This window comes from Pseudoalteromonas sp. BZK2 (genome assembly GCF_014349195.1).
Lineage (GTDB): Bacteria > Pseudomonadota > Gammaproteobacteria > Enterobacterales > Alteromonadaceae > Pseudoalteromonas > Pseudoalteromonas simplex.
Window position 1 is genome coordinate 1 of the sequence record NZ_JACSOG010000011.1, and the last position, 24030, is coordinate 24030.

23 protein-coding genes are annotated in these 24030 nt (G+C 42.6%); 18 read left to right on the plus strand and 5 right to left on the minus strand.

The genetic code is table 11. The features are described 5' to 3' along the window. Positions 1–167: 167 nt before the first annotated feature. A complete protein-coding gene (locus BIZ38_RS08140; RefSeq protein WP_187490076.1) occupies positions 168–1337 on the minus strand; it encodes an FAD-dependent oxidoreductase in 1170 nt (389 codons plus the stop codon). A gap of 258 nt (positions 1338–1595) precedes the next feature. Between BIZ38_RS08140 and miaB the strand changes: the two genes are divergently transcribed. Genes miaB through lnt form a run of 5 tightly spaced genes read left to right on the plus strand, consistent with a single transcriptional unit; the run spans position 1596 to position 7030 of the window. Continuing rightward, positions 1596–3041 carry a tRNA (N6-isopentenyl adenosine(37)-C2)-methylthiotransferase MiaB gene (gene miaB, locus BIZ38_RS08145; RefSeq protein WP_138602619.1) on the plus strand — a complete coding sequence of 482 codons (1446 nt, stop codon included), beginning with the start codon at positions 1596–1598 and terminating at the stop codon, positions 3039–3041. Between the two features lie 49 nt (positions 3042–3090). Then, complete coding sequence (locus BIZ38_RS08150; protein ID WP_054551658.1) at positions 3091–4143, plus strand: PhoH family protein; 1053 nt, start codon at positions 3091–3093, stop codon at positions 4141–4143. Beyond that, positions 4140–4595 carry an rRNA maturation RNase YbeY gene (gene ybeY, locus BIZ38_RS08155; RefSeq protein ID WP_054551659.1) on the plus strand — a complete coding sequence of 152 codons (456 nt, stop codon included), beginning with the start codon at positions 4140–4142 and terminating at the stop codon, positions 4593–4595. Before BIZ38_RS08150 ends, ybeY begins: the two co-directional genes overlap by 4 nt. A gap of 22 nt (positions 4596–4617) precedes the next feature. Then, entirely contained in the window at positions 4618–5502 is an 885-nt protein-coding gene (gene corC / locus BIZ38_RS08160) for a CNNM family magnesium/cobalt transport protein CorC (protein WP_054551660.1), read from the plus strand. Continuing rightward, complete coding sequence (gene lnt, locus BIZ38_RS08165; RefSeq protein ID WP_187490077.1) at positions 5483–7030, plus strand: apolipoprotein N-acyltransferase; 1548 nt, start codon at positions 5483–5485, stop codon at positions 7028–7030. Before corC ends, lnt begins: the two co-directional genes overlap by 20 nt. Before the next feature lie 37 nt (positions 7031–7067). On the opposite strand, the gene BIZ38_RS08170 is transcribed toward lnt, so the two are convergent. The 3 genes from BIZ38_RS08170 to BIZ38_RS08180 all read right to left on the minus strand — a co-directional run bounded on the left by BIZ38_RS08170 (position 7068) and on the right by BIZ38_RS08180 (position 10471). Continuing rightward, the gene (locus tag BIZ38_RS08170) at positions 7068–7544 is read right to left on the minus strand and encodes an FKBP-type peptidyl-prolyl cis-trans isomerase (RefSeq protein WP_138619637.1); all 477 of its coding nucleotides are present in this window, start codon (positions 7542–7544) and stop codon (positions 7068–7070) included. After that, the gene (locus BIZ38_RS08175; RefSeq protein ID WP_187490078.1) at positions 7541–9943 is read right to left on the minus strand and encodes a Lon protease family protein; all 2403 of its coding nucleotides are present in this window, start codon (positions 9941–9943) and stop codon (positions 7541–7543) included. Before BIZ38_RS08175 ends, BIZ38_RS08170 begins: the two co-directional genes overlap by 4 nt. 69 nt (positions 9944–10012) lie before the next feature. Next, positions 10013–10471 carry a zinc ribbon-containing protein gene (locus BIZ38_RS08180; RefSeq protein ID WP_187490079.1) on the minus strand — a complete coding sequence of 153 codons (459 nt, stop codon included), beginning with the start codon at positions 10469–10471 and terminating at the stop codon, positions 10013–10015. Between the two features lie 186 nt (positions 10472–10657). Between BIZ38_RS08180 and leuS the strand changes: the two genes are divergently transcribed. The 13 genes from leuS (at position 10658) to lipA (ending at position 23367) form a co-directional block, all read left to right on the plus strand. After that, on the plus strand, positions 10658–13246 hold the full coding sequence (gene leuS / locus BIZ38_RS08185) for a leucine--tRNA ligase (protein ID WP_187490080.1): 2589 nt from the start codon (positions 10658–10660) through the stop codon (positions 13244–13246). 1 nt (position 13247) lies between these two features. Further along, on the plus strand, positions 13248–13736 hold the full coding sequence (gene lptE / locus BIZ38_RS08190; protein WP_187490081.1) for an LPS assembly lipoprotein LptE: 489 nt from the start codon (positions 13248–13250) through the stop codon (positions 13734–13736). Next, the gene (gene holA, locus BIZ38_RS08195; RefSeq protein WP_138602634.1) at positions 13736–14776 is read left to right on the plus strand and encodes a DNA polymerase III subunit delta; all 1041 of its coding nucleotides are present in this window, start codon (positions 13736–13738) and stop codon (positions 14774–14776) included. The genes lptE and holA overlap by 1 nt, the downstream gene beginning before the upstream one ends. A gap of 12 nt (positions 14777–14788) precedes the next feature. Further along, entirely contained in the window at positions 14789–15424 is a 636-nt protein-coding gene (gene nadD, locus BIZ38_RS08200; protein ID WP_187490082.1) for a nicotinate-nucleotide adenylyltransferase, read from the plus strand. Positions 15425–15480: 56 nt separating this feature from the next. Next, positions 15481–15798, plus strand: a complete 318-nt coding sequence (gene rsfS, locus BIZ38_RS08205; protein ID WP_054551669.1) for a ribosome silencing factor — start codon at positions 15481–15483, stop codon at positions 15796–15798. 27 nt (positions 15799–15825) lie between these two features. Next, on the plus strand, positions 15826–16296 hold the full coding sequence (rlmH, locus tag BIZ38_RS08210; RefSeq protein WP_036967350.1) for a 23S rRNA (pseudouridine(1915)-N(3))-methyltransferase RlmH: 471 nt from the start codon (positions 15826–15828) through the stop codon (positions 16294–16296). 8 nt (positions 16297–16304) lie between these two features. Further along, positions 16305–18185 carry a penicillin-binding protein 2 gene (gene mrdA / locus BIZ38_RS08215; protein ID WP_187490083.1) on the plus strand — a complete coding sequence of 627 codons (1881 nt, stop codon included), beginning with the start codon at positions 16305–16307 and terminating at the stop codon, positions 18183–18185. After that, a complete protein-coding gene (gene rodA, locus BIZ38_RS08220; protein WP_054551671.1) occupies positions 18182–19288 on the plus strand; it encodes a rod shape-determining protein RodA in 1107 nt (368 codons plus the stop codon). The genes mrdA and rodA overlap by 4 nt, the downstream gene beginning before the upstream one ends. Further along, a complete protein-coding gene (locus BIZ38_RS08225; protein ID WP_063527804.1) occupies positions 19288–20055 on the plus strand; it encodes a septal ring lytic transglycosylase RlpA family protein in 768 nt (255 codons plus the stop codon). The genes rodA and BIZ38_RS08225 overlap by 1 nt, the downstream gene beginning before the upstream one ends. 54 nt (positions 20056–20109) lie before the next feature. Next, on the plus strand, positions 20110–21270 hold the full coding sequence (locus tag BIZ38_RS08230) for a serine hydrolase (protein ID WP_054551673.1): 1161 nt from the start codon (positions 20110–20112) through the stop codon (positions 21268–21270). A 183-nt stretch (positions 21271–21453) separates the two neighbouring features. After that, positions 21454–21732 (plus strand): DUF493 family protein YbeD, encoded by a 279-nt coding sequence (gene ybeD, locus BIZ38_RS08235; protein WP_054551674.1) that lies wholly within the window; start codon positions 21454–21456, stop codon positions 21730–21732. A gap of 19 nt (positions 21733–21751) precedes the next feature. Next, complete coding sequence (lipB, locus tag BIZ38_RS08240) at positions 21752–22405, plus strand: lipoyl(octanoyl) transferase LipB (RefSeq protein ID WP_166338944.1); 654 nt, start codon at positions 21752–21754, stop codon at positions 22403–22405. Continuing rightward, the gene (lipA, locus tag BIZ38_RS08245; protein WP_138602638.1) at positions 22402–23367 is read left to right on the plus strand and encodes a lipoyl synthase; all 966 of its coding nucleotides are present in this window, start codon (positions 22402–22404) and stop codon (positions 23365–23367) included. Before lipB ends, lipA begins: the two co-directional genes overlap by 4 nt. Before the next feature lie 57 nt (positions 23368–23424). Here the strand turns inward: lipA and BIZ38_RS08250 are convergent, their stop codons facing one another. Then, a complete protein-coding gene (locus BIZ38_RS08250) occupies positions 23425–24018 on the minus strand; it encodes a TetR/AcrR family transcriptional regulator (RefSeq protein WP_062564346.1) in 594 nt (197 codons plus the stop codon). Between the last annotated feature and the right edge of the window lie 12 nt (positions 24019–24030).

A 24030-nucleotide genomic window follows, 5' to 3' on the forward strand; every position in this document is an offset into this window, starting at 1 on the left:
AAATTTCGTTATTTAGTTGTTCTAAATCAGAAATTTTTAACGCAGGTAGCGACAGGTTTAATCCCTCAAAATGATTAAGTATTATTGCGGATTGGTATTAGCACAAAAAAACTGGCTAATTTTCATTACCCCGCTTCTTTGCCTTTTGTACGATTAATTTTTTACTATTAACTTAATGTCCCGCTAATCGCATATTTTAAAACCCAGTTCTTTGCAGGGCCTGTGTTATTGGCAAGCTTTAAAAACTTACTGCGCACCCAGCTCAGTGGTTTAATCTCGTTTGAAAAACCAAAATAACACGCATCCATCATACTCATCATTAGTAAATTAGCGTGGCGGCGTTTTTTCTCGTAGCGCTTTAATAACGCTTGCTGACCAACATCAGGTTGATCTGCCAAAATATCTGCCAGTGCTACAACATCTTGAAAGCCTAGGTTCACACCTTGCCCAGCAAGCGGGTTAATTGTGTGCGCCGAATCACCCACTAAAACTAAACGTCCGTGCGAGTAATCATTGGCGTGTTGGCGTGCAAGTGGAAAAACAGCATGCTCAAGTAATTCAAAGTCGCCCGGTAGTTCAGGAAAATGTTCAATGAGTTTTGCTTTAAGTTGCTCATTCGACAACTTTTGCCATTGCTTTAAAACTGCTGCGTCGTGATAACAAATTAAATTAGCATAAGGCGCTTGCATCGGTAAAAACGCTACAGGGCCGGTTGGCGTAAATTGTTGCCACGTTTTTACTTGCTGCGGGGCATCTAATTTGATTAACACGCCCATGCAATGCTGACCATATTGCCAACCCGTTACACCTAAACCAGCTTTAGTTCGCAATTGTGACTGTCCACCATCTGCAGCAACAACTAAATCAGCGGTATATTGAGTATCGACATAATGTAAGGTGATTGAATCAGCCGTTTGAGTAATATCCGTAATGGCTGATAGTTGCTCTATCACTTCGATGTTGTACTTGGCGAATTGCTGCCAAAGACTTGCTTGAATTAAATTATTTTCGATTAAATGACCTAAATGCGTTTCGCCTATCTCATGGCTATCAAACAATAAATTCTCGCCTTGTTGCTGGTAGGCCTCTAATTGTTGATAAGGTGCGATACGATTTTGTCTTAGTAACGGCATTGCACCAAGCTCATCAAGTAAATTCTCTGAAAAACGATTAATAGCCGAAATGCGAATATCTACTTTATCTGAGCTTAAAATGTGATCAGCATCGATAAGGTGCTTTTCAATAACGGTGACATCCCTACCCTGCTTGGCCAGTTTTACAGCAGTAGCAGCACCTACCATGCCGCCACCGACAACAATTACCTTATTTTTATTCATTTAATATTCGCTCATTTGGCTATTTAAATACGGGATAAATTGTAACGTAATTCAATATTGCGTGTCAGTGCATTTACCGCTTATGAATTTCAAAACAGTGACTTGTTTGATTTCACACCACAAAGATAAAAACTATACTTGGATCTGTGCGGGTATCCAGCTAAAATACGCGTCCTTTAAGTCGGCATACTTGCCACTTAATCCTGTTTCTAACACATTTTTGTGTCACTACCGAATTGAAAACGAGGCTATATTTCAATGAGTAAAAAGCTGCATATTAAAACCTGGGGTTGTCAGATGAACGAGTACGACTCTCAGAAAATGGCTGATCTACTAGATGCGACTAACGGCTATCAGTTAACTGAAGAAGCTGAAGACGCTGACGTGATCTTACTCAATACCTGTTCAATCCGTGAAAAGGCACAAGAGAAAGTATTCCATCAGCTAGGCCGTTGGAAACTATTAAAAGACGACAAACCAGAGTTAATCATTGGTGTTGGTGGCTGTGTTGCATCGCAAGAAGGTGACTCAATTCGTCAACGTGCACCGTTTGTTGATGTAATCTTTGGCCCGCAAACATTACACCGCTTACCAGAAATGATTAAGCAAGTGCAAAGTGGCGACAGCAGCTCGGTAGTTGACGTTTCATTCCCTGAGATTGAAAAGTTCGACCGTTTACCTGAGCCAAAAGCGGAAGGCCCTACTGCGTTTGTATCAATTATGGAAGGTTGTTCTAAATACTGTACATTCTGCGTAGTTCCTTATACGCGTGGTGAAGAAGTAAGCCGTCCACTTGATGACGTATTACTTGAAGTTGCCCAACTTGCAGAGCAAGGTGTTCGCGAAGTAAACCTACTTGGTCAAAACGTAAATGCGTATCGTGGTGAAACTCACGACGGTGAAATTTGTTACTTCTCTGACTTACTACGTTATGTCGCTGCGATTGACGGTATTGACCGCATTCGTTATACCACATCGCACCCAGTAGAATTTACGCCAGATATCATTGATGCGTACGCAGACGTACCTGAGCTTGTTGACCACCTACACTTACCAGTGCAAAGTGGTTCAGACCGTGTTCTTAACCTTATGAAACGTGGTCACACTGCACTCGAGTACAAATCTACGATTCGTAAGTTACGTAAAATTCGCCCTAACCTAAGCATGTCTTCAGACTTCATCATTGGTTTCCCAGGCGAAAGCAAAGCGGACTTTGAAGCAACTATGAACCTTATCAATGACATTGGTTTTGATATGAGCTTTAGCTTCATCTACAGTGCGCGCCCTGGTACGCCTGCTGCTGATTTACCAGATGACGTAACAGAGCAAGAGAAAAAAGAACGTTTATACATTCTGCAAAACCGTATCACGCAAATGGCGCAGCAAATCAGTCGCCAAATGTTTGATACCGAACAGCGTATCCTAGTTGAAGGTCCTTCTAAGAAGAACCCAATGGAATTACGTGGCCGTACTGAGAACAACCGAGTGGTTAACTTTGAAGGCCCTCACTCAGTGATCGGTCAATTCGTTGATGTACGTATTACAGAAGCATTGCCAAACTCTTTACGTGGTGAACTAATTCGTACAGAATCAGAAATGAACTTACGTCGTGATGTGGCACCTTCAGCTATTTTAAGTAAAGCTGCTGAAGCTGAGGCCGCTGCGGCCCCTAACGAAATTGGCGTTGCTACTTTCGTACCTTAGGGTGACACTTGGTGCAGGCACAGCCTGCACCCATCAATAGGAAGCAATTTTGAGTAATCAATTAAAAACATTAGAGATTTATTTAGAACCCGCCGACAACAAACGCCTTTCATCTTTATGTGGTCCGTTTGACGAAAACATTAAGCAAATTGAACGCCGCCTTGGTGTTGAGATTGCACACCGTGATAATTTCTTCAGAGTAACTGGTAAACTGCACCTTGCAGCAGCGGCTGTTGAGATACTAAAAAACCTCTATATTGAAACTCAACCTATTCGCGGCCTGATTGGCGAGATTGAACCTGAAGCCGTACATTTGGCAATTAGCGAATCAAATGCGCTAGAGCAAGATGAAAACCCAGGTGTATATGGCAAAGACATGGTGATTAAAACTCGCCGTGGCGTTATTAAACCGCGCAATGATAATCAAGGCGTGTATGTTGCAAATATTTTGCACCACGATATTACCTTTGGTATTGGCCCAGCCGGTACAGGTAAAACTTATTTAGCGGTTGCTGCAGCCGTTGATGCCTTAGAGCGTCAAGAAATTCGCCGTATTTTATTAACTCGTCCTGCGGTTGAAGCTGGTGAAAAACTAGGCTTTTTACCAGGTGACTTAAGCCAAAAAATCGACCCGTATTTACGCCCTCTATACGATGCATTATTTGAAATGCTGGGTTTTGAGCGTGTAGAAAAGCTAATTGAGAAAAACGTGATTGAAGTTGCGCCACTTGCTTACATGCGTGGTCGTACGCTAAATGACGCGTTTATTATTCTCGATGAAAGCCAAAACACCACAGCAGAACAAATGAAAATGTTCTTAACCCGTATTGGTTTTAATTCAAAAGCGGTGATCACCGGTGATATTACACAAGTCGATTTGCCGCGTGGTGCCCGCTCAGGCCTACGTCATGCCATCGAAGTATTAAACGGTGTCGATGAAATTAGCTTTAACTTCTTCCAATCACACGATGTGGTTCGCCATCCGGTTGTTGCTCGTATCGTTGAAGCTTATGAGCGAAACGATGAAGCAGAACGTTTAAAACGTGCAGAGAAGCAACGTGCGAAAGAAGCGCAAGCAAACCAACAAGAAGCAAACTCGTGACCGAATTAGATTTACAAATAGCCTGTGAGTTTGACGACTTACCAAGCTTTGAACAATTCCAGCTATGGGCTGACAAAGCCCTTAGCAACTACCGTGAAGATGCAGAGCTGACTATAGTGATCAGCGATGAAGCACAAAGCCAGCAGCTCAACAATGATTACCGTGGCAAAGATAAACCGACTAATGTCTTATCTTTTCCATTTGAAGCACCACCGGGCATTGAGTTACCTTTAGTAGGTGATTTAATCATTTGTCCGGCTATTGTTTTAGCCGAATCAATTGAGCAAGAAAAAACCTTTCACGACCATTTTGCCCATATGGTTATCCATGGATGCTTGCATTTACTTGGATTTGACCATATAAAGGACGAAGATGCACTTGAAATGGAAAGCATAGAAAAGCAATTACTTGCCGATCTGAACATCGCTGACCCATATCGAGACGATATTTAAATTAACGGAGCAATTAGACGCAATGAGCGACGACAACTCGCAAACTAGCCAGGGTTCTTCTGGCAAAACGTGGCTGGGCCGCATAGCCCAAATGTTGCAAGGGGAACCCCAGAATAGAGAAGAGCTGGTAGAAGTAATTGCCGATGCGCAAGAACGCGACCTTATCGACCCTGAAACCAAAGATATGATTGAAGGGGTGCTAGGTGTATCAGAGCTGAAAGTGCGGGACATCATGATCCCACGCTCGCAAATGGTAACCTTAGAGGTTGATACACCATTAGAAGAGCTATTACCTATGATGGTTGATTCAACACATTCACGTTTTCCCGTGGTATGTGAAGACAAAGACCATGTTGAAGGTATTTTATTAGCAAAAGATTTATTACCACTGATCATCAACAAAGATGAGCAACTGCCTTCTTTACGTGAATATTTGCGTCCTGCAGTTGTAGTGCCTGAAAGTAAACGTGTAGACACGCTGCTTAATGAGTTCCGTCAACAACGTTACCACATGGCGATTGTTATTGATGAGTATGGTGGTGTGTCTGGTCTTGTCACTATCGAAGATATCCTTGAAATCATCGTTGGTGAAATCGAAGACGAGCACGATGAAAGTGAAGACCTACAAGATATTCGCCAAGTTGCAAAGCACGTTTACGCTGTGCAAGCACTGACTGAAGTTGATGACTTTAACGAGTATTTTAAAACTGGTTACAGCACCTCAGATGCTGACACCATAGGTGGTATTGTTTTACATGCATTTGGTCACATGCCAAGTCGTGGTGAAACAATCGAGGTAGAAGGCTTACAATTTAAAGTCACTAACGCAGATAACCGCCGTATCTTACAATTGCAAGTCACCATTCCAAAGGCTGATGATAACGACAGTGAAGAAACTGCTAACTAACCTAAGTCACCTTGCAAAAGATAAAAAAGCCTGGCTCGCACTTGTTGCGGGCCTCTTTTTAACCTTAAGTTACGCACCCTATAACCTATGGTTTATAACTTTTTTTTCCCTTGGTGCTCTACTCTACTGCATTAACCCTCTCGCAAACGGTAAATTAGCCGCTAAACAAAGTGCTAAATATGGCTTTTTATTTGGTTTAGGTTGGTTTGGTGCAGGTATAAGCTGGGTACATGTATCAATAGCGACCTTTGGTGGTATGCCATTAATCGCATCACTTTCGTTAATGGTGCTGCTTTGTGCTTATTTAGCCCTTTATCCCGCATTAGCTACATGGCTGGCAACTCGCCTTGCTACAGGCCCATATAGCTTTATATGTTGGTTACTCGCCGCTATCGCAACCACAGAATACTTACGTGGCACATTGTTAACAGGCTTTCCGTGGCTGAGTTTTGGTTACACGCAAACAGACAGCCCACTTAATTTTTTAGCCCCAGTGATTGGTGAGTTTGGGATTACGCTTGTATGTATGTTAATTGCGTTTGCTTTATATCTCCTAGCAAGCAAAGATGGCAAACCACTTATCGCCTCTGTAGCCCTATTAGCTGGCTTATATACGATTGCAAGCAGCAACCAGCTACACTACCAAGATAAAACCATTAAAACTGTACTGGTGCAGGGTAATATTAAACAGCATCTTCGTTTTGAGCCGTCTGAGTTTTGGACGACTATGAGCAAATACCAAGATATGACTCGCCTGCATTGGAATGCTGATTTAATTGTTTGGCCAGAAGCTGCGGTGCCCGAGCTTGAAGCATTATCAACCGAGTATTTAACAGGCCTTGATAGTGCCGCAACGTTTAATGACACCGCGCTTATTACCGGTATCGTTGATTACCAATACGACACACGTAACATTTTTAATACGCTAATTGTGTTGGGTAAAAAAGAACACAATGACAGTGAAGGTCATTATCAGTATTTAGGTAAAAACCGCTACCAAAAGCATCAGTTATTACCTATTGGTGAATTTGTGCCGTTTCAGGACTTCTTGCGCCCAATTGCGCCACTGTTTGATTTGCCTATGTCATCCTTCACTCGCGGTGATGAAGTGCAAAACAATTTACGCGCAAATGGTTTAAATATTTTACCGGCTATTTGCTATGAAATTGCCTTTTCTGAGTTGGTTCGTGGTAATTATCGCAGTGACTCCGACATTTTATTCACGGTGAGTAACGATGCATGGTTCGGTGACTCACATGGCCCGCATCAGCACATGCAAATAGCACGTATGCGCGCCTTAGAGTTACAGCGCCCGCTAATCCGCGTGACGAATAATGGTATTAGCGCCGTTTACGACCCTATCGCTAAATCACAATTAGCTATGCCACAATTTAAAGCGGATGTACTCGAAGCCAATATCACGTTAATTAAAGGCGATAGCATTTATAGTCAATATGGCAATTGGCCAGTATGGGCGGTAGTGATATTACTGAGCGCTGTGGGTGTATTTGTAAGGATTAAGAAATAACAATTAAAAAAGGCTTCATAATGAAGCCTTTTTACATTTAAGATTCTATCTTTATCAACTCTACATCAAATATAAGTAGCGAGCCTGCTGGAATACTGCCGACGCGTTTACGGCCGTAAGCAAGCTGAGGCGGGATATAAAAGGTAAATTTATCTCCTTCGCTCATGAGTTGTAAGCCTTCGGTCCAGCCTGCAATGACTTGGTTTAAACCAAAGCTAATTGGTGAGTTTCTTACCACTGAACTGTCAAAAACACTGCCATCCATAAGCGTACCGTGATAGTGAACCTTTACTTTACTGGTTGCACTTGGCTTTGTGTCATTACCAGAACTTTGCTCAATTTTGTATTGCAGCCCAGATGCGGTTTCATGAACATCGTCAGCTTTACTATTATTCGCTAAAAAGTCCGCAGCGAGTTTTTCATTTTCAAGGGCCTGAAGCTTCGCTTTTTTACTATTTTTAAAAATTAAAAAGCAAAAAATACCAATGATCAGTAAAAGTATTAAATTAATCATTCTGCGTCCTTCTCATCATCATTGTCGCCATTTACGATATCTGCAATATTGGCAAGCCTTGCTAAGGCTAGCGCGTTAATAGAGCCTTCAGGGTAACCTTCTGCGGTCATTTCACCTGCGTCTTTATCCATTAATAAGCTGAGAGCTTGATCAACCGTTTCAACGGCATAAATATTAAAGCGCCCTTTTTCAACCGCATCGAGTACTTCGTCATCAAGCACTAAATTAACTTGGTTTGATTTAGGAATAATCACCCCTTGCTCACCGGTTAAGCCACGCATTTTACAAAGCTTGAAGAAGCCTTCTATTTTCTCGTTTACGCCACCAATTGATTGCACATCACCATGCTGGTTAATTGACCCTGTCAGTGCAATAGATTGGCTAATAGGTAAGTTCGTAATGGCTGATATAAGCGCGCACAGCTCTGCTAATGAGGCGCTATCACCGTCGATGTAGCCATAGCTTTGCTCTATTGCGATATTGGCACTGAGCGTTAGGCTAAATTGCTGAGCATACTTATTACCTAAGTAACCGGTTAATAGCATCACCCCTTTTGAGTGAATGGCTTTACCCAGCTCGGCTTCACGTTCAACGTCAATTACGCCATCTGCACCTGCGTATACAGTGGCTGTTATGCGTGCAGGTGTACCAAATGAGGTATCGCCAATATGCAGCACAGTTAAGCCATTTACTTTGCCCACTGCGTGACCTTCGGTTGCAATTAAAATTTGCCCCTCTTTGATATCACTCAGCATGGTTTCTGAAATTTGCCCTGTGCGGTATTGCTTACCAACAATGGCTTCATCTATGTGATGAGCATCAATCACGGTTTGGCCATCTTGTTTGGCATAAAAACTGGCTTCTGCCACTAACTCTAATACATCAGCAAAACGAGCTGAGAGTTTGTTATGGTGCTCAGCTTGGCGATAACTAAACTTTAGTAATCTTGCCATTGCAGCTTCATTTACGGTGCAATTAAGTGTTTGCTGACAATATTCAGTCACCTTGGTAATGAACTGATATTGCAGTTTATCGCTACTTGGTAAGTAATAATCAAAGTCAGCAAGGACACGGAATAACTCTGCAAACTCTTCGTCATATTCACCAATGGTGTAATAAAGGTCGCGAGAGCCTAGCAGCACTATTTTTACATCAAGAGGAATAAGCTGCGGACGTAACGTAAAGCTACTTCCCACAGAGCTGTCTTGATAGGGTAAGTCGTTTTTGATTTGATGCGTTTTTAGAGAAAGCTTAAGGCCATCCCACACTTGTGGGTTCGCCATGACTTTTTCAGCATCCATAATCAAATAGCCACCATTAGCACGGTGCAGTGCACCTGGCTGAATTGAACGGTAACTGGTGATAAGCGAGCCTTGTGAGGTCGCATATTCAATTTTGCCGAAAATATTGCCAAAGGTCGGGTTTGGCTCATACACCACAGGGGCTGCATCGCCCTCTTTGTATTCGACTAGAATATTTGGCGCAAAGAAGTCTGTGAGCATCCCTTTACGGTCAAAGTCTTCTTTATTTTCGTCGTTTTCATCATCGTCGAGCCATTCAAGTACCGCATCAATGATTTCTTCACGAATATCTTTTAAATAACGCAATACACCTATGTGCGTCGCGTATTTATGTTCAAGGGCTTTAATGAGTGGCTTAGTGGCAAGCTCAGCAGTTGATTTTTTAAGGTTACGCAGTTTTTCAGATGACTCTCGCTTCCAACGAGGAAGCTCAATTAATGCTTCGATTAACGCATCTTCAAGCTTTTCGATAACCTCATAAAATTCGATACGCAGTGGCTCATCAAGGGCTGAAAATTCACTGTCGCTCAGTTGTTTACCATTCACTAAAGGCGCAAATCCCACAACACCATTTTCTTCAATCAGTGCCACACTTTGCTCAAGAGCTGCAATTTCAACAGCAGTAATTGCCGCATCGTAAGTATCGGTAAACTCACGGTCGATTGATTTTTTCTTACGTTGATAACCCGGGTTATCAAAAGCTGCTGGGAATGTATCGAGTACTTCGTCGATAAATGAATCTATATCGTCAGCTAACTGTTTTGATTGACCTGCTTGCAAGAATAACGCGATTGGCTCGCGGTGGTCATCATAGTTGTTAACATACAACCACTCATTAGGCGTTGGGCGGTCTTTTGAATGGGCTGTGAGTTTGTCTTTTACTAAGGTGTAACGACCATGAGCCGCTTCACCCATCACATAAACATTGTAACCCGGTAATTCCATTCCAAGTGAAAAGTCGAGGGCACTTTGTGCACGTTGCTGACCAATAAATGGCAACGCTTCTGGATATGGGTTTTGCATACAAGTCGCAACATGACTTGCTGCAATCTCAGGTGCTAACGCAGAAACAGGTAGTGGGATTAGTTTTTTTGTCATTCTAACTTCTTATTTCCCAGTCTTGACTGGGCATTATAGGTAACGCCCAGCACAAGCCTGCGTCACTGATTAAGGTTGTAATGCCTTACGGCGAAAATAAATACCGCCACATTCAGTACAAGGAGTAATTTGCGTAGCATGGTAAACATCGTAACTATGCTGACAATTTTTACATACTAATGTGCCCATGGCTATCCATTCTCCCTCTTGATAAACACCATTGTGTTGAAAATCTTGGTTTAAGGCCTGCCATTCGAGCTGGGTTTTATCTTCAATGTGCGATAACTCGTACCAAAGCGACTCTTTAAGCTCTAGCCATGCGAGTGAATCATAGTGACTGTCGTTTTCTTTGATATGGTCGATATCGCGTTGTAAATAGTCACTATACTGATTAAGCTTTTCTTGTCCTAAGTCTTTAAGTGCTTGCTCTGATTCAACAAATTTTTCCATTGCATCTTTTAGCTCATGATCTTTTACGTCTTTGAGCCATGCACTTAAATCGCTCAACCAAGATTTATAATCTGCCATCGTTTACTCCTTCAAAAATGATGAAAAATCAACCGTTATTCTAGTTGAGTATAGGTTAACCTGCCCTGAAAATATATTTCCTTGGAAAATTAACAAAAGCGCCTATTTGCCGCTGTGATTAGCATGTATTTTGGGTTATCCTTATCGACAATTTTTTATTAATTTGCAAGAAGTCTGGAATCGTAGATGCAAGAGCAATATAACCCGCAAGACATTGAGTCAAAAGTACAAGCCTACTGGGAAGAAAACCAAGTATTTAAAGTCACTGAAGATGAGAGCAAAGAAAAGTATTACTGCCTATCGATGTTCCCATACCCAAGCGGCCGACTCCACATGGGTCACGTTCGTAACTACACCATTGGTGACGTAGTATCACGCTTCCAACGCTTGCAAGGCAAAAACGTAATGCAACCTATGGGTTGGGATGCGTTTGGTCTACCTGCTGAAAATGCGGCAATCAAAAATAACACTGCCCCTGCTAAGTGGACTTACGAAAACATCGATTACATGCGCGACCAGTTAAAGCAATTAGGCTTTGGTTATGATTGGGATCGTGAAATCGCAACATGTCACCCAGAATACTACAAGTGGGAACAGTGGTTCTTCACTAAGCTTTACGAAAAAGGCTTAGTTTACAAAAAGATGTCAACAGTTAACTGGGATCCAGTTGACCAAACTGTACTTGCTAACGAACAAGTTATTGATGGTCGTGGTTGGCGTTCAGGTGCCATTGTTGAGCAAAAAGAAATTCCACAATGGTTCATCAAAATCACTGATTACGCACAAGAGCTACTAGACGATTTAGATAAACTTGATCACTGGCCTGAGCAAGTTAAAACCATGCAGCGCAACTGGATTGGTCGTTCAGAAGGTTTAGAAATTGAATTTAAGCGTGCTGATAACGAAGATACATTCAGTGTTTATACAACGCGCCCAGATACCTTCATGGGTGTGACGTACGTAGCAGTTGCTGCCGGTCACCCAATTGCACAAGAAGCTGCTAAAAACAGCGACGCTGTAGCTATGTTTGTTGATGAGTGTAAAAACACGAAAATCGCAGAAGCAGACATGGCGACCATGGACAAAAAAGGCATTGCAACAGGCTTTTATGCAATTCACCCATTAACAGGTAAGCAAGTACCAATTTGGGTCGCTAACTTCGTATTAATGGATTACGGCTCAGGCGCTGTTATGGCTGTTCCTGCGCACGACCAACGTGACTACGAGTTTGCAACAGCGTATGGCCTTGAGATTGCTCAAGTTATCGCGCCAGCTGCAGGTTCTGAAGAAACGGTTGATTTAGACAACCAAGCATTCACTGAAAAAGGCGTGTTAGTTAACTCGGGTGAGTTCGATGGCCTTGAATTTGAAGCAGCGTTTAATGCCGTTGCAGACAAACTAGAAGCGCTGGGTGTAGGTGAGCGTAAAGTTAATTTCCGTCTACGTGACTGGGGTGTTAGCCGTCAGCGTTACTGGGGCTCTCCAATCCCAATGCTTAGCGACGAAAATGGTGATGAGCTTGCAGCAACAGAAGACATGCTTCCGGTTCGCTTACCAGAAGACGTAGTAATGAATGGTGTGACTTCACCAATCAAAGCTGATCCTGAGTGGGCTAAAACAACGGTAAATGGCGCGCCTGCATTCCACGAAACAGATACCTTCGATACCTTCATGGAATCGTCTTGGTACTACGCTCGTTACTGTAGCCCACGTTTTGACGAAGGCATGATCGAGCCAGGCGCTGCCAATTACTGGTTACCAGTAAACCAATACATTGGTGGTATTGAGCATGCAATCTTGCACTTACTTTACTCGCGTTTCTTCCACAAACTATTACGTGACTTTGGTTTAGTAAACTCAGATGAGCCATTTGAGCGCTTATTATGTCAAGGCATGGTACTAGCTGATACTTTCTATCGTAAAGATGAGAAAGGCGGTGATATCTGGATTTCACCAACAGACGTTCAAACTGAAACAGACGACAAAGGTCGTGTTGTTAAAGCGTGGCACAAAGAAGATGGCGAGCCGGTATTCTCTGCGGGCATGAGCAAAATGTCGAAATCGAAAAACAACGGTATCGACCCACAACAAGTTATCGCCCAGTACGGTGCAGATACAGTGCGTTTATTCATGATGTTCACTGCGCCGCCAGAGCAAACTCTTGAATGGTCTGATTCAGGTGTTGAAGGTGCAATGCGTTTCTTAAAACGTATTTGGAAATACGCTGTTGATGTTGAAACAGTAGGTTATCAAGCGCTTGATAAATCAGCGTTAAATAACGACCAAAAAGTACTTCGCCGTGAACTTCATAAAGCAATTGCAAAAGTGACTGATGACGTTGAGCGTCGTCAAACATTCAACACTGCAATCGCTGCAATCATGGAAATTTCGAACAAGTTACTTAAAGCTCCACTTGCTGATAAACAAGATGTGGCAATTGCTAACGAGGCACTTGAAGCATTACTTATCATGCTTGCACCTATCACACCGCACATGTGTCACCAGTTATGGCAAGACCTTGGCAAAGAAGGCGACATCTTAGATGCAGCATGGCCAACAGTTGATGAGTCAGCACTTGTTGAAGATGAGAAGCTAATCATTGTACAGGTTAACGGTAAGCTACGTGCTAAGTTAACAGTGCCTGCAGATGCAACCAAAGAGCAAGTTGAAGCATTAGCATTTGCTGAAGAAAACGTGACTAAGTTCACTGAAGGCGCGACTATCCGTAAAGTAATTTACGTACCTGGCAAACTACTTAACGTGGTTGCTAACTAAGATGGCAGCGCTTCACGCACTGAAAAACGGACTAGCCCTTGCGCTAGTCTGTTTACTGCTGACAAGTTGTGGCTTTCACTTAAAGAAAGCCTCTAACTTGCCTGACGACTTGAAAGTACTCACCCTTGTTGGTGATGATGAAAAGTCAGCCTTATTCGAATTAGTCGAAAAAGAACTGATTGCGAGTAAAGTTGAGCTTAACCAAGTTGGTAAACACCCTGAGTTAAAGATTCACAAAGACCGCTTAGAGCGTCAAATTCTGTCATTGTTTGATAATGGTCAGGTTGCTGAATATGAACTTGCCTATAGCGTAAGCTATACCCTCAAGCGCCCTGGACAAAAAGCGATTAATCAAAGCTTTGAATTGTATCGTAACTACCAAGACGACCCAGACAATGCCCTTGCAAAAGCAAAAGAGCTTGATTTGCTATTAGGCGAAATTCGTAAGCAAGCGAGTCGTCGTATTGTTCGTGAGTTATCACAACTGTAATGCGTTGCTATGCAAACCAGCTTCCTAGCCAGTTAAAAAAAGGCCTCGCGCCTTTTTACATGGTGTTTGGTGAAGAGCCTTATCAAATTGCTCAGTGCATCATGCAAATTCGTCAAGTAGCTAAACAGCAAGGCTTTGACGAGGTAATCAAATTTACCTTAATGCCGGGTTTTGATTGGCAAGAAATTGTTGCTCAATATCAAAGTATGTCACTGTTCAGCGCTCGTACCTTAATTGAGTTTGATTTAAACGAGCAAAAACCTGGTGCGCAAGGCAGCCAAATCTTTAAGCAGCTTGTTGAGCTTGCTAACCCCGATACTATTTTGGTTTTAAAAGGCGCCAAAGCCAGCCAAGATATTCAACGCAGTGCTTGGTTTAAAGCCCTCGATAAGCAAGGCTTATTTGTTCCTTGTTACCCATTAACAGGTAATCACCTGAGCCGCTGGTTAGATGAGCAATGCTACCGTTTAAACTTAAACCTTCATAACAACGCGAAACAAAGCTTAATTGATGCCACAGAAGGAAATTTACTTGCCTGTCATCAAGAGTTAGAAAAGCTATCTTTGCTTTATGGTAGTGAGCTAATTGACCAACAAGCTGTGATGCAAGGGCTACTAAATCAGTCAAAATTTGATATTTTTGATTTGAGTGATGCTTTATTAAATGGCCACGCCGAACAAGCAGTTAAAGTAATGACTAAACTGGCTGCCGATAACACTGAAGCCATGAGTATTTTTTGGGCCATCAATAAAGAAGCAGCTAACTTACTGGCTATGCAACACGGGCGCTTGAATGGTGCCAATATGGCTGATTTATACAAAAAGTATAATATTTGGAAAAACCAACAAGCTGTTGTACAACAGGCCTTAAATCGCTTGAACATCCAAGTACTCGAACAAATTACCAAACAATTAGCTCAGTTTGATGCCGCATATAAACAAGGCAACCTTGTAGCCCCCTACCAAGCATTAATGCAAATATGCTTAGTATTTTGCCAACCTGTGGCGATACCTTTACCTTGCCACCCGGTCTTTGACTAAGAGTAACAATTCATGATTGCTATTTTTGGTGGCACCTTTGATCCAATTCACTTAGGTCATATTAATATGGCCCAGCAGTGTGTTCAGCAGTGCCAACTCGATACCCTTTACTTCATGCCTTGTGCTATTCCTGCTCATAAAGCCAAGCCAGGAATAAGTGATGAGCATCGCATTAATATGCTAAAACTTGCGATTGACGACAATCCGCATTTTGCTATCGATTACCGCGAACTAAACCGAGAAGGTGCGTCTTATTCTTTGCTGAGTTTAGAAGAGCTTCGTGCAGAAAACCCAGCAGCGCCGATTATGTTTTTAATCGGCATGGACTCATTCAATAGCCTAGATAAATGGTTTAAATGGCAAGAGATTGTCAAACTTTGTCATATTGTGGTGTACCAGCGTCCGGGGCAACACTGCCAAGTATCTGGAGAACTTGCCACTTATAAGGCACATACCTTAACAGAGCAACTTAGTCAGCTACAACAAGCCCCGGCTGGTAAGTTATTCTTTTTAAATGGCTTACAAGTTAATGCCGCCTCAAGCGAAATCAGAAAAAAGCTGCATTTAAATGACAGTATAGCGGAACTTTTACCTACCAATGTAAGTCAATACATTGCGCAGCATCATCTTTACCAAACAGATGAATAAATACTGCCTGCGTGATAAAATAACAAATTAAGATTATTTATTTTTGAGAAAACACTTTGGATTCTAAACAACTACTCGCATTTGCCCTTGATAAAGTCGATGATATGAAAGCCCGTGATGTGGTACAGCTTGATGTTCGTGGTAAGTCTGACATTACTGATTACATGTTAGTTTGCTCAGGTAACTCTAAACGCCATGTACAATCTATTGCTGATCATGTTGCTAAAGAAGCACGCCATGCTGGTGAAGAACCTCTCGGTTACGAAGGCCAAAACGAAGGTGAATGGGTGCTTGTAGACCTAGGTGATGTTGTTGTGCATGTAATGCAAGACCAAACTCGCGACTTCTATGATCTAGAGAAACTTTGGGGCTAACCCTTAGCAAGGACATAGGTAACCATTTTGAAAATACAATTGATTGCTGTTGGCACCAAAATGCCAGCATGGGTTGAAACCGGATTCACAGAATATCAACGTCGCTTCCCACGTGATATGCCCCTTGAGCTAATTGAAATCCCCGCAGGTAAACGTGGTAAAAATGCGGATATCAAACGTATTTTACAACTTGAAGGCGAAAAGACCCTAGCTGCGATCCCTAAAGGTAACCGCATTGTAACGCTAGAGGTGACCGGTAAACCCATGGATACCCATCAGCTGGCAAAAAGTATGGAAAAGTGGCAGCTTGATGGTCGCGATGTTAGCTTATTGATTGGTGGACCAGAAGGCTTAGCACCTGAGTGTATTGCAGCGTCTGAGCAAAAGTGGTCATTATCAAACCTGACACTACCGCACCCGCTAGTGCGCATTATTGTTGCTGAAAGCCTATACCGAGGCTGGAGCTTGAATAACAACCACCCTTATCATCGCGAGTAGTAAAGCCAATGCGAAAACACAGACCCACGATTCGAGACCACTCGGCTGAAGCAAACTTGTTTGCTCGCCGAGCATTTGTGGGTTTTGTGTTTGTTACACTGTTAATTGGTGTGTTGTTATCTAACCTATACAACATCCAAGTTATCGAACATCAAGATTATCAAACACGTTCGAACGATAACCGCATCAAAGTTATTCCAATTGCCCCTAACCGTGGGCTTATTTACGACAGAAATGGCGTATTACTGGCTGAAAACAAGCCAGTTTATAATTTAGAAGTAATACCCGAGGAAGTTGATAACCTTGAAGAGGCACTGAGCGAAGTTGAAAAAGTTATTAAAATAACTGAGCAACAAAAAGCTGACTTTCTAGATGACATTAAGCACAATCGCCGCTTTAAAAGCCAAGTATTAAAAGCCCGTTTAGACGAAACCGAAGTTGCAAAGTTCTCGGTTAATCAGCATAAGTTTCCAGGCTTTAGTATTGAAGCACGTTTAGCTCGCTATTACCCTTATGGTGATACTCTTACCCATGCCTTAGGTTATGTTGCCAAACTCAACAAAAAAGAACTCACCAAACTGGAAGCTGAAGACCAAGCAACGAACTACCGTGCAACACATGACATTGGTAAGCTGGGTATCGAAAAGTATTACGAAGAACTCCTTCATGGTGTGGTTGGTTCGCAGCGCGTTGAAGTGAATAACCGTGGCCGAGTTATCCGCACTTTAAGCCTCACACCACCTGAACCAGGTCACGACTTAGTACTGACTTTGGATATTGGCCTGCAACAAATTGCTCAACATGCCTTAAAAGACATGCGTGGTGCCATTGTAGTGCTTGATGCTAAAGATGGCGGCGTTTTAGCACTCTACTCTAACCCTAGTTATGACCCGAATTTATTTGTCCATGGTATCAGCAGCACTGATTACAAAAAGTTGTTAAACCCAGACCGACCACTAATTAACCGTACCACGCAAGGGCGTTATGCACCAGCCTCTACAGTTAAACCTCATATGTCGATCCTTGCCCTTGAAGAAGGGCTGGTAACCGAGCAAACACAAATTTGGGATCCGGGCTTTTTCCAAATTCCTAACGTGGAGCACAAATGGCGTGACTGGAAACGTTGGGGCCATGGTCATGTTGATGTTTATCGTGCTATTGAAGAGTCATGCGATACCTATTTTTACGATGTTGCTTACCGTTTAGGGATCACCAAAATCAGTGACTTTATGACGCAGTTTGGCTTTGGCCAACTCTCTGGAATCGATATTCATGAAGAAACATCCGCCATTATGCCATCGCGAGAATGGAAAGAAGCCCGCTTTAGAGAGTCATGGTGGCGCGGCGATACCATTTCAGTGGGTATCGGCCAAGGTTATTGGACCGCAACACCAATGCAAATAGCTAATGCAACCAACATATTAGTAAACCGCGGGCTCGATCATCCTCCGCACCTTGTACAAGTCGCTAAAAAAGAAAACGAAGTAACGCAAATTAATAATGATGAAAAGCCACCTGTAGTATTAAAGAACCCTCATCATTGGCAAATTGCGCTAGATGCGATGCACAACACCGTACACAAAGTCACAGGTACTGCTCATAAAGCATTTAAAGGGGCGAATTACGACCCAGCAGGGAAAACAGGTACTGCTCAGGTTGTGAGTATTGCTCAAGGTGAGCGTTACGACGCAAAGTCACTTAAAGAGCGCCAACGTGATAACGCTATCTATGTTGGTTTTGCACCCTATAACGATCCACAAATTGTGGTCTCTGTGGTGGTTGAAAACACCGGTGGTGGTAGTACAGTTGGTGCGCCTATTGCGCGTCAATTAATGGATTACTACTTCTCAGCGAACCCGATTCAAATAGCCCAAAGTGACGCGCCATGATCCCATTAAATAAAAAACGCTCAATTTGGCAGCGCCTACACCTCGATTTACCACTCCTTATCGCCCTTATGACGATGATGGTAGCCAGCCTAGCAATTGTTTACAGCGCTAGCGGCCAAGACTCGGCAATGATGATACGCCACGCAACACGTATGTTTGGCGCTATTCTAGGTATGTTTATACTCGCCCAGTTTTCGCCTAACACATTAAAGAGTATGGTTATTCCGCTCTACTGCGTGGGGCTTTTAATGCTGGTTGGGGTGTTGTTATTTGGGGTTAGTTCAAAAGGTGCACAGCGTTGGCTTGATTTAGGAGTGACCCGCTTCCAGCCGTCAGAGTTAATGAAAATAGCCGTGCCAATGATGGTTGCATGGTATATCGGGCGTAACCATTTACCGCCAAGAATCATTCATTTAATTATTGGCTTTGCGATTGTAATGGTGCCAACCATTTTAATTAAAGAACAACCCGACTTAGGTACCTCTATTTTGATTGCCAGTTCAGGGATATTTGTATTGTTTTTATCTGGGCTAAGTTGGCGTCTTATTGGCTTTTTATCTGCTACTGTTGGTTTGGCAGCATGGCCGTTTTGGCATTACGTGATGCTTGATTATCAAAAACAACGGGTACTGACCTTTTTAGATCCTGAAAGCGACCCGCTTGGCTCGGGTTACCACATTATTCAATCGAAAATTGCGATAGGTTCTGGCGGCATTGAAGGTAAAGGCTGGCTACAAGGCACCCAATCACAATTAGAGTTTTTACCTGAGCGTCATACCGATTTTATCTTTTCTGTACTGAGCGAAGAGTTTGGCCTGTTTGGGGTTTGTTTATTACTTTGTATGTACTTGTTTATTATTGGCCGTGGCTTATATATTGCGGTCAATGCGCAAGATGCGTTTGGTAAACTGCTTGCCGGCGCATTAACACTGACCTTCTTTGTTTATGTATTTGTAAATATTGGCATGGTTTCGGGCTTACTGCCTGTAGTAGGTGTTCCGTTACCTCTAATAAGCTATGGTGGCACCTCAATGGTGACCTTGATGGCCGGATTTGGCATTATCATGTCTATCGCCACCGATAAAAGGATGCTTTTAAAATAATGACACAGCGAGTCAATTACTTACTTATAGCGTTATTTTCTGTGCTGCTAGCAGCATGTAGCTCTTCATCTCAGCAAGGCCGTTATGCTATGGAGCATGATGCAGCCCCGCTTCGCAAACCAACCGAACTTGAAATGCAAGATGCCATAGTCACCCCGGTTGTTAAAAGCGCAAGCGCTAGTCGCCCTTACGAAGTCCGTGGTAAACGCTACACGCCGATGCTCGATGAAACTGGCTACTCTGAAGAAGGCATTGCTTCGTGGTATGGTCGAAAGTTTCACAATTATCACACCTCAAACGGCGAAGTGTACGATATGTTTGCGATGACAGCAGCTCATAAAACACTGCCGCTACCGAGCTTTGCCAGAGTAACAAATTTAGATAACGGAAAATCAGTAATTGTTCGTGTAAACGACCGTGGCCCATTTCATGATGACCGAATTATCGATTTATCTTATTCTGCGGCCTATAAATTAGGTTATTACCGACAAGGTACAGCCCGTGTTAAGGTTGAGGCTGTTACCCTTGCAAATTCTGCCCCTCGTTTAAGCTACATTCAGGTTGCAGCGGGAAGTACTCTTGCTAATGTTGAAGCGCTCGCGTTTCAACTTCGTCAGCAATATCATGTGCCAACAAACATTGTTGAAAAAGATGGAATCTATCGGTTACGTCTTGGTCCAATAAAAGATGCCGCAGAAGCACAAGCAGTTTTAGAAAAGCTAAAACAAAACCAATTTCAGAACGCGTTCTTGCTTTACAGTGAGTAAGACCTTTAGAATAGGTCAACGCAACATGTTTAACTTTAACCATTAATGAGTACGATGAAATCTATAAAATATAAAATCTTAAGTGGCGTTTGTGGCCTTGTTTGCACTGCTAGCGTATTTTCTGCAACAGCCCAAATTATCCCTGCCCCACCTCAAGTTAATGCGAAAGGTTATTTCTTGGTTGATTTCACCACAGGTAAAGTGATTGCCGAAGGCGAAGCAGATACAAAATTAGCACCGGCTAGTTTAACCAAAATGATGACCAGTTATGTAATTGGTACTGAAATCAAAGCAGGTAATATTGCACCAACTGATATGGTTACAGTCAGTGAAAAAGCCTGGGCAAAGAATTTTCCTGAATCATCAAAAATGTTTATCGAAGTAGGTAAGCAGATCAGCGTTGATGACCTTAACCACGGTATTATTATTCAATCAGGTAACGATGCCTGTGTAGCCATGGCTGAACACATTGCTGGTAGCGAAAGCGCATTTGCTGATTTAATGAATGCCCACGCTGAAAAACTTGGCATGACTAACAGTCATTTCGTGAATAGCCATGGTTTAGATACTAACGAACACTTCACGACACCACGTGATATGGCAACTTTAGGTGCTGCACTTATTCGCGATGTACCAGATGAGTACGAAGTATACGCGAAAAAATCATTCACTTTTAACGGCATCAAGCAATACAACCGTAACTCATTGTTATGGGATGAAAGCATGAACGTTGACGGTATTAAAACTGGCCATACGTCAGAAGCGGGTTATAGCTTAGTAACTTCTGCAACTAAAGATGACATGCGTTTAATCGCGGTAGTAATGGGCACTGAAAGCGAACGTGCTCGTAAAGTTGAAAGCAAAAAACTATTGAACTACGGTTTCCGCTTTTTCGAAACAATCACGCCATATAAAGCAGGCGACAGCTTTGCTGAGCAACGTATTTGGATGGGTAACAAAGAAAACGTATCGTTAGGTATCTTAGAAGACACACCTATTACGATTCCACGTGGTCAGCGTAAAAACTTAAAAGCGAACTTCGAACTTGATAAAACATTAGAAGCACCGCTTGCTAAAGGTACTAAAGTAGGCACGCTATTCTTACAGCTTGAAGGTGAAGAAATTGCACAATATCCACTAGTTACACTAGAAGAAGTGGAAGAAGGCAGCTTCTTTAGCAAGATCTACGATTACCTACGTTTACAAATTCAGTAATCTGGTCATAAAGTTTATAAACGCCTTGCACCGCAAGGCGTTTTTTTTTGTCTGAAAAATGATAGAATGCGCCCCATATCAGTCGCGCTGGGTCGAGTGCGTCGTAATCTAAGTTTGCTTAACGCCAAGAAATGGCAGAGAACACCTCTATTAAGCACACTCACTGTTTGAGGAGTCACCGTCGTGGTTCAACCTGTAAAAAATACTAAGTTTGACGAGTATTTAGATTTCCCATGCCCATTCACATTTAAAATCATGGGCTTAGCTAACGTAAATCTAACAGATCAGATCCTAGAAAAGCTGCAACCAATTGCACCTGGCGATTATGCGCCAAAGGTAAAACCAAGCAGCAAAGGTAATTACGAATCTGTAACGCTTGTAGCAACGGTTACAAGTAAAGAGCACATTGAAGAAATTTATAACGTGATCAGCAACATCGATGACGTACGTCACATGCTATAGGCCGATTACGGAGTAAGTCGTGAGCGAAAGAGAATTAATCGTTCGTCAATTAGGTCGTCAGCGTTACATGCCAATTTGGCAAAAAATGCAATCTTTTACCGACACCCGTGATGAGCATACAGCAGATGAAATTTGGCTTGTAGAGCACGAGCCAGTATTTACGCAAGGCCAAGCAGGCAAAGCTGAGCACTTATTAAATACCGGTGATATCGAAGTGATCAAAGTGGATCGTGGTGGTCAAGTGACCTATCACGGACCAGGCCAACAAATGATGTATGTGCTATTCAACTTACGTCGTTTAAACATTGGTGTAAGGGAGCTAGTAACCTGGCTTGAAGAGTGCATTATTGATACGTTAAAAGACTACGACATTGATGCCTACGCGAAAGCGGACGCACCCGGTGTTTACGTTAACGACAGCAAAGTTGCCTCATTAGGCCTTCGCGTTCGCCGCGGTTGCTCTTTCCACGGTTTAGCACTAAATGTAAGTATGGATCTAAGTCCATTTTTACGTATTAATCCATGCGGCTATGCTGGCATGAACATGGTGCAAACAACCGATCTTAACGGTCCGCAAAACCTCGAGCAAGCAGGTGCAGGGCTTGTAAAACACATGATTAAAAAGCTTAATGCTACTGTGGTTAAGCACACTGAAGGGTTTGAAAACGAATGAATAAACCAGTCAAAATGGAACCAGGCGTAAAACTGCGTGATGCAGAAAAAATGGCTCTGATCCCAGTTAAAGTTTTACCGACTGAAAAAAACGAAATGCTGCGTAAGCCTGAGTGGCTAAAAATTCGCTTACCAAAATCAACTGAACGTATTGATGGTATTAAACAAGCGATGCGTAAACATGGTTTACACTCAGTGTGTGAAGAGGCATCATGCCCTAACCTATCTGAATGTTTCAACCATGGTACTGCGACTTTCATGATCTTAGGTGCTATTTGTACTCGTCGTTGTCCGTTCTGTGATGTTGCCCATGGCCGTCCATTAAAGCCAGACGCAGCTGAGCCAGAAAAGCTAGCGCTGACTATTAAAGACATGAAGCTAAGCTATGTTGTAATCACGTCAGTAGACCGTGATGATTTACGTGATGGTGGTGCACAGCACTTTGCTGACTGTATTCGTGAAATTCGTAAGCACAACCCAGAAATCACGATTGAAATTCTAGTACCTGATTTCCGTGGTCGTATGGACAGAGCCCTTGATATCTTAATCGAGACGCCGCCAGATGTATTTAACCACAACCTAGAAACAGCACCGCGTTTATACAAATTAGCGCGTCCAGGTGCTGACTATAAATGGTCACTTGAGTTGTTACGCCGCTTTAAAGAAGCACATCCAGAAGTGAAAACTAAATCTGGTTTGATGGTAGGTTTAGGTGAAGAAATTAGCGAAATCGAAGAAGTGTTACGTGACTTACGCGAGCATAACGTTGATATGCTAACAGTAGGTCAATACCTACAACCTTCTAAGCACCACTTACCGGTTAAACGCTATGTGCCGCCAGCAGAGTTTGATGCTTTAAAAGATTATGCAGACGAAATTGGCTTTACACATGCGGCCTGTGGTCCATTTGTTCGCTCAAGCTACCATGCTGACCAACAAGCAGCTGGTAAAGAAGTGAAGTAATACTTTTACAATTATTTAAAAGCCCGCATTAAGCGGGCTTTTTTAATTTCCAAAATATCAGCGCCCATAACGCGCTAAGAACATTTTTACAGTTTCGCTTATTACTTTGTTATCGGAGTCGCCTTCTTGGCGCTCAAAGCCATACAGCAACGGATAAAAGATCAGCGACTTTAACTGATACACAAACTGTTTTGCTGCAAACTCAACATCATCAATCGTTAAAACTTGTGCTTGCACACCTGCTTCTAAAAACGCCACCAGATCTTGCATACAGCCCATGTTATTACTGGCTAATGATTTTGCTAAATCAGGCTGCTGTAACATCTGCATAAAAGCGACTTTCGCTACTTTTAAAAACTCTTCAGAGGTCAAAAGCGCCACTTCTTGTTCAGCAATGCGTGTTAACTGCTGTGCAATTGGCACAGCAGCATCAAATACAACCGCTTGCTCTTGGCGGACTTTTTCAAACATAAACACTAGAATGGCTTGAAACAACACATCTTTATTTTCAAAGTGATTATATACGGTACGCTTTGAGGCACCCGCTAAGCTTGCAACCTGATCCATACTGGTATGCTCAACACCTTGCTGAAAAAACAATGTCTCAGCTGCATTCAAAATATCTAATCGTTTTCTCTGTGATAATTTCATGGACCCCTCCGA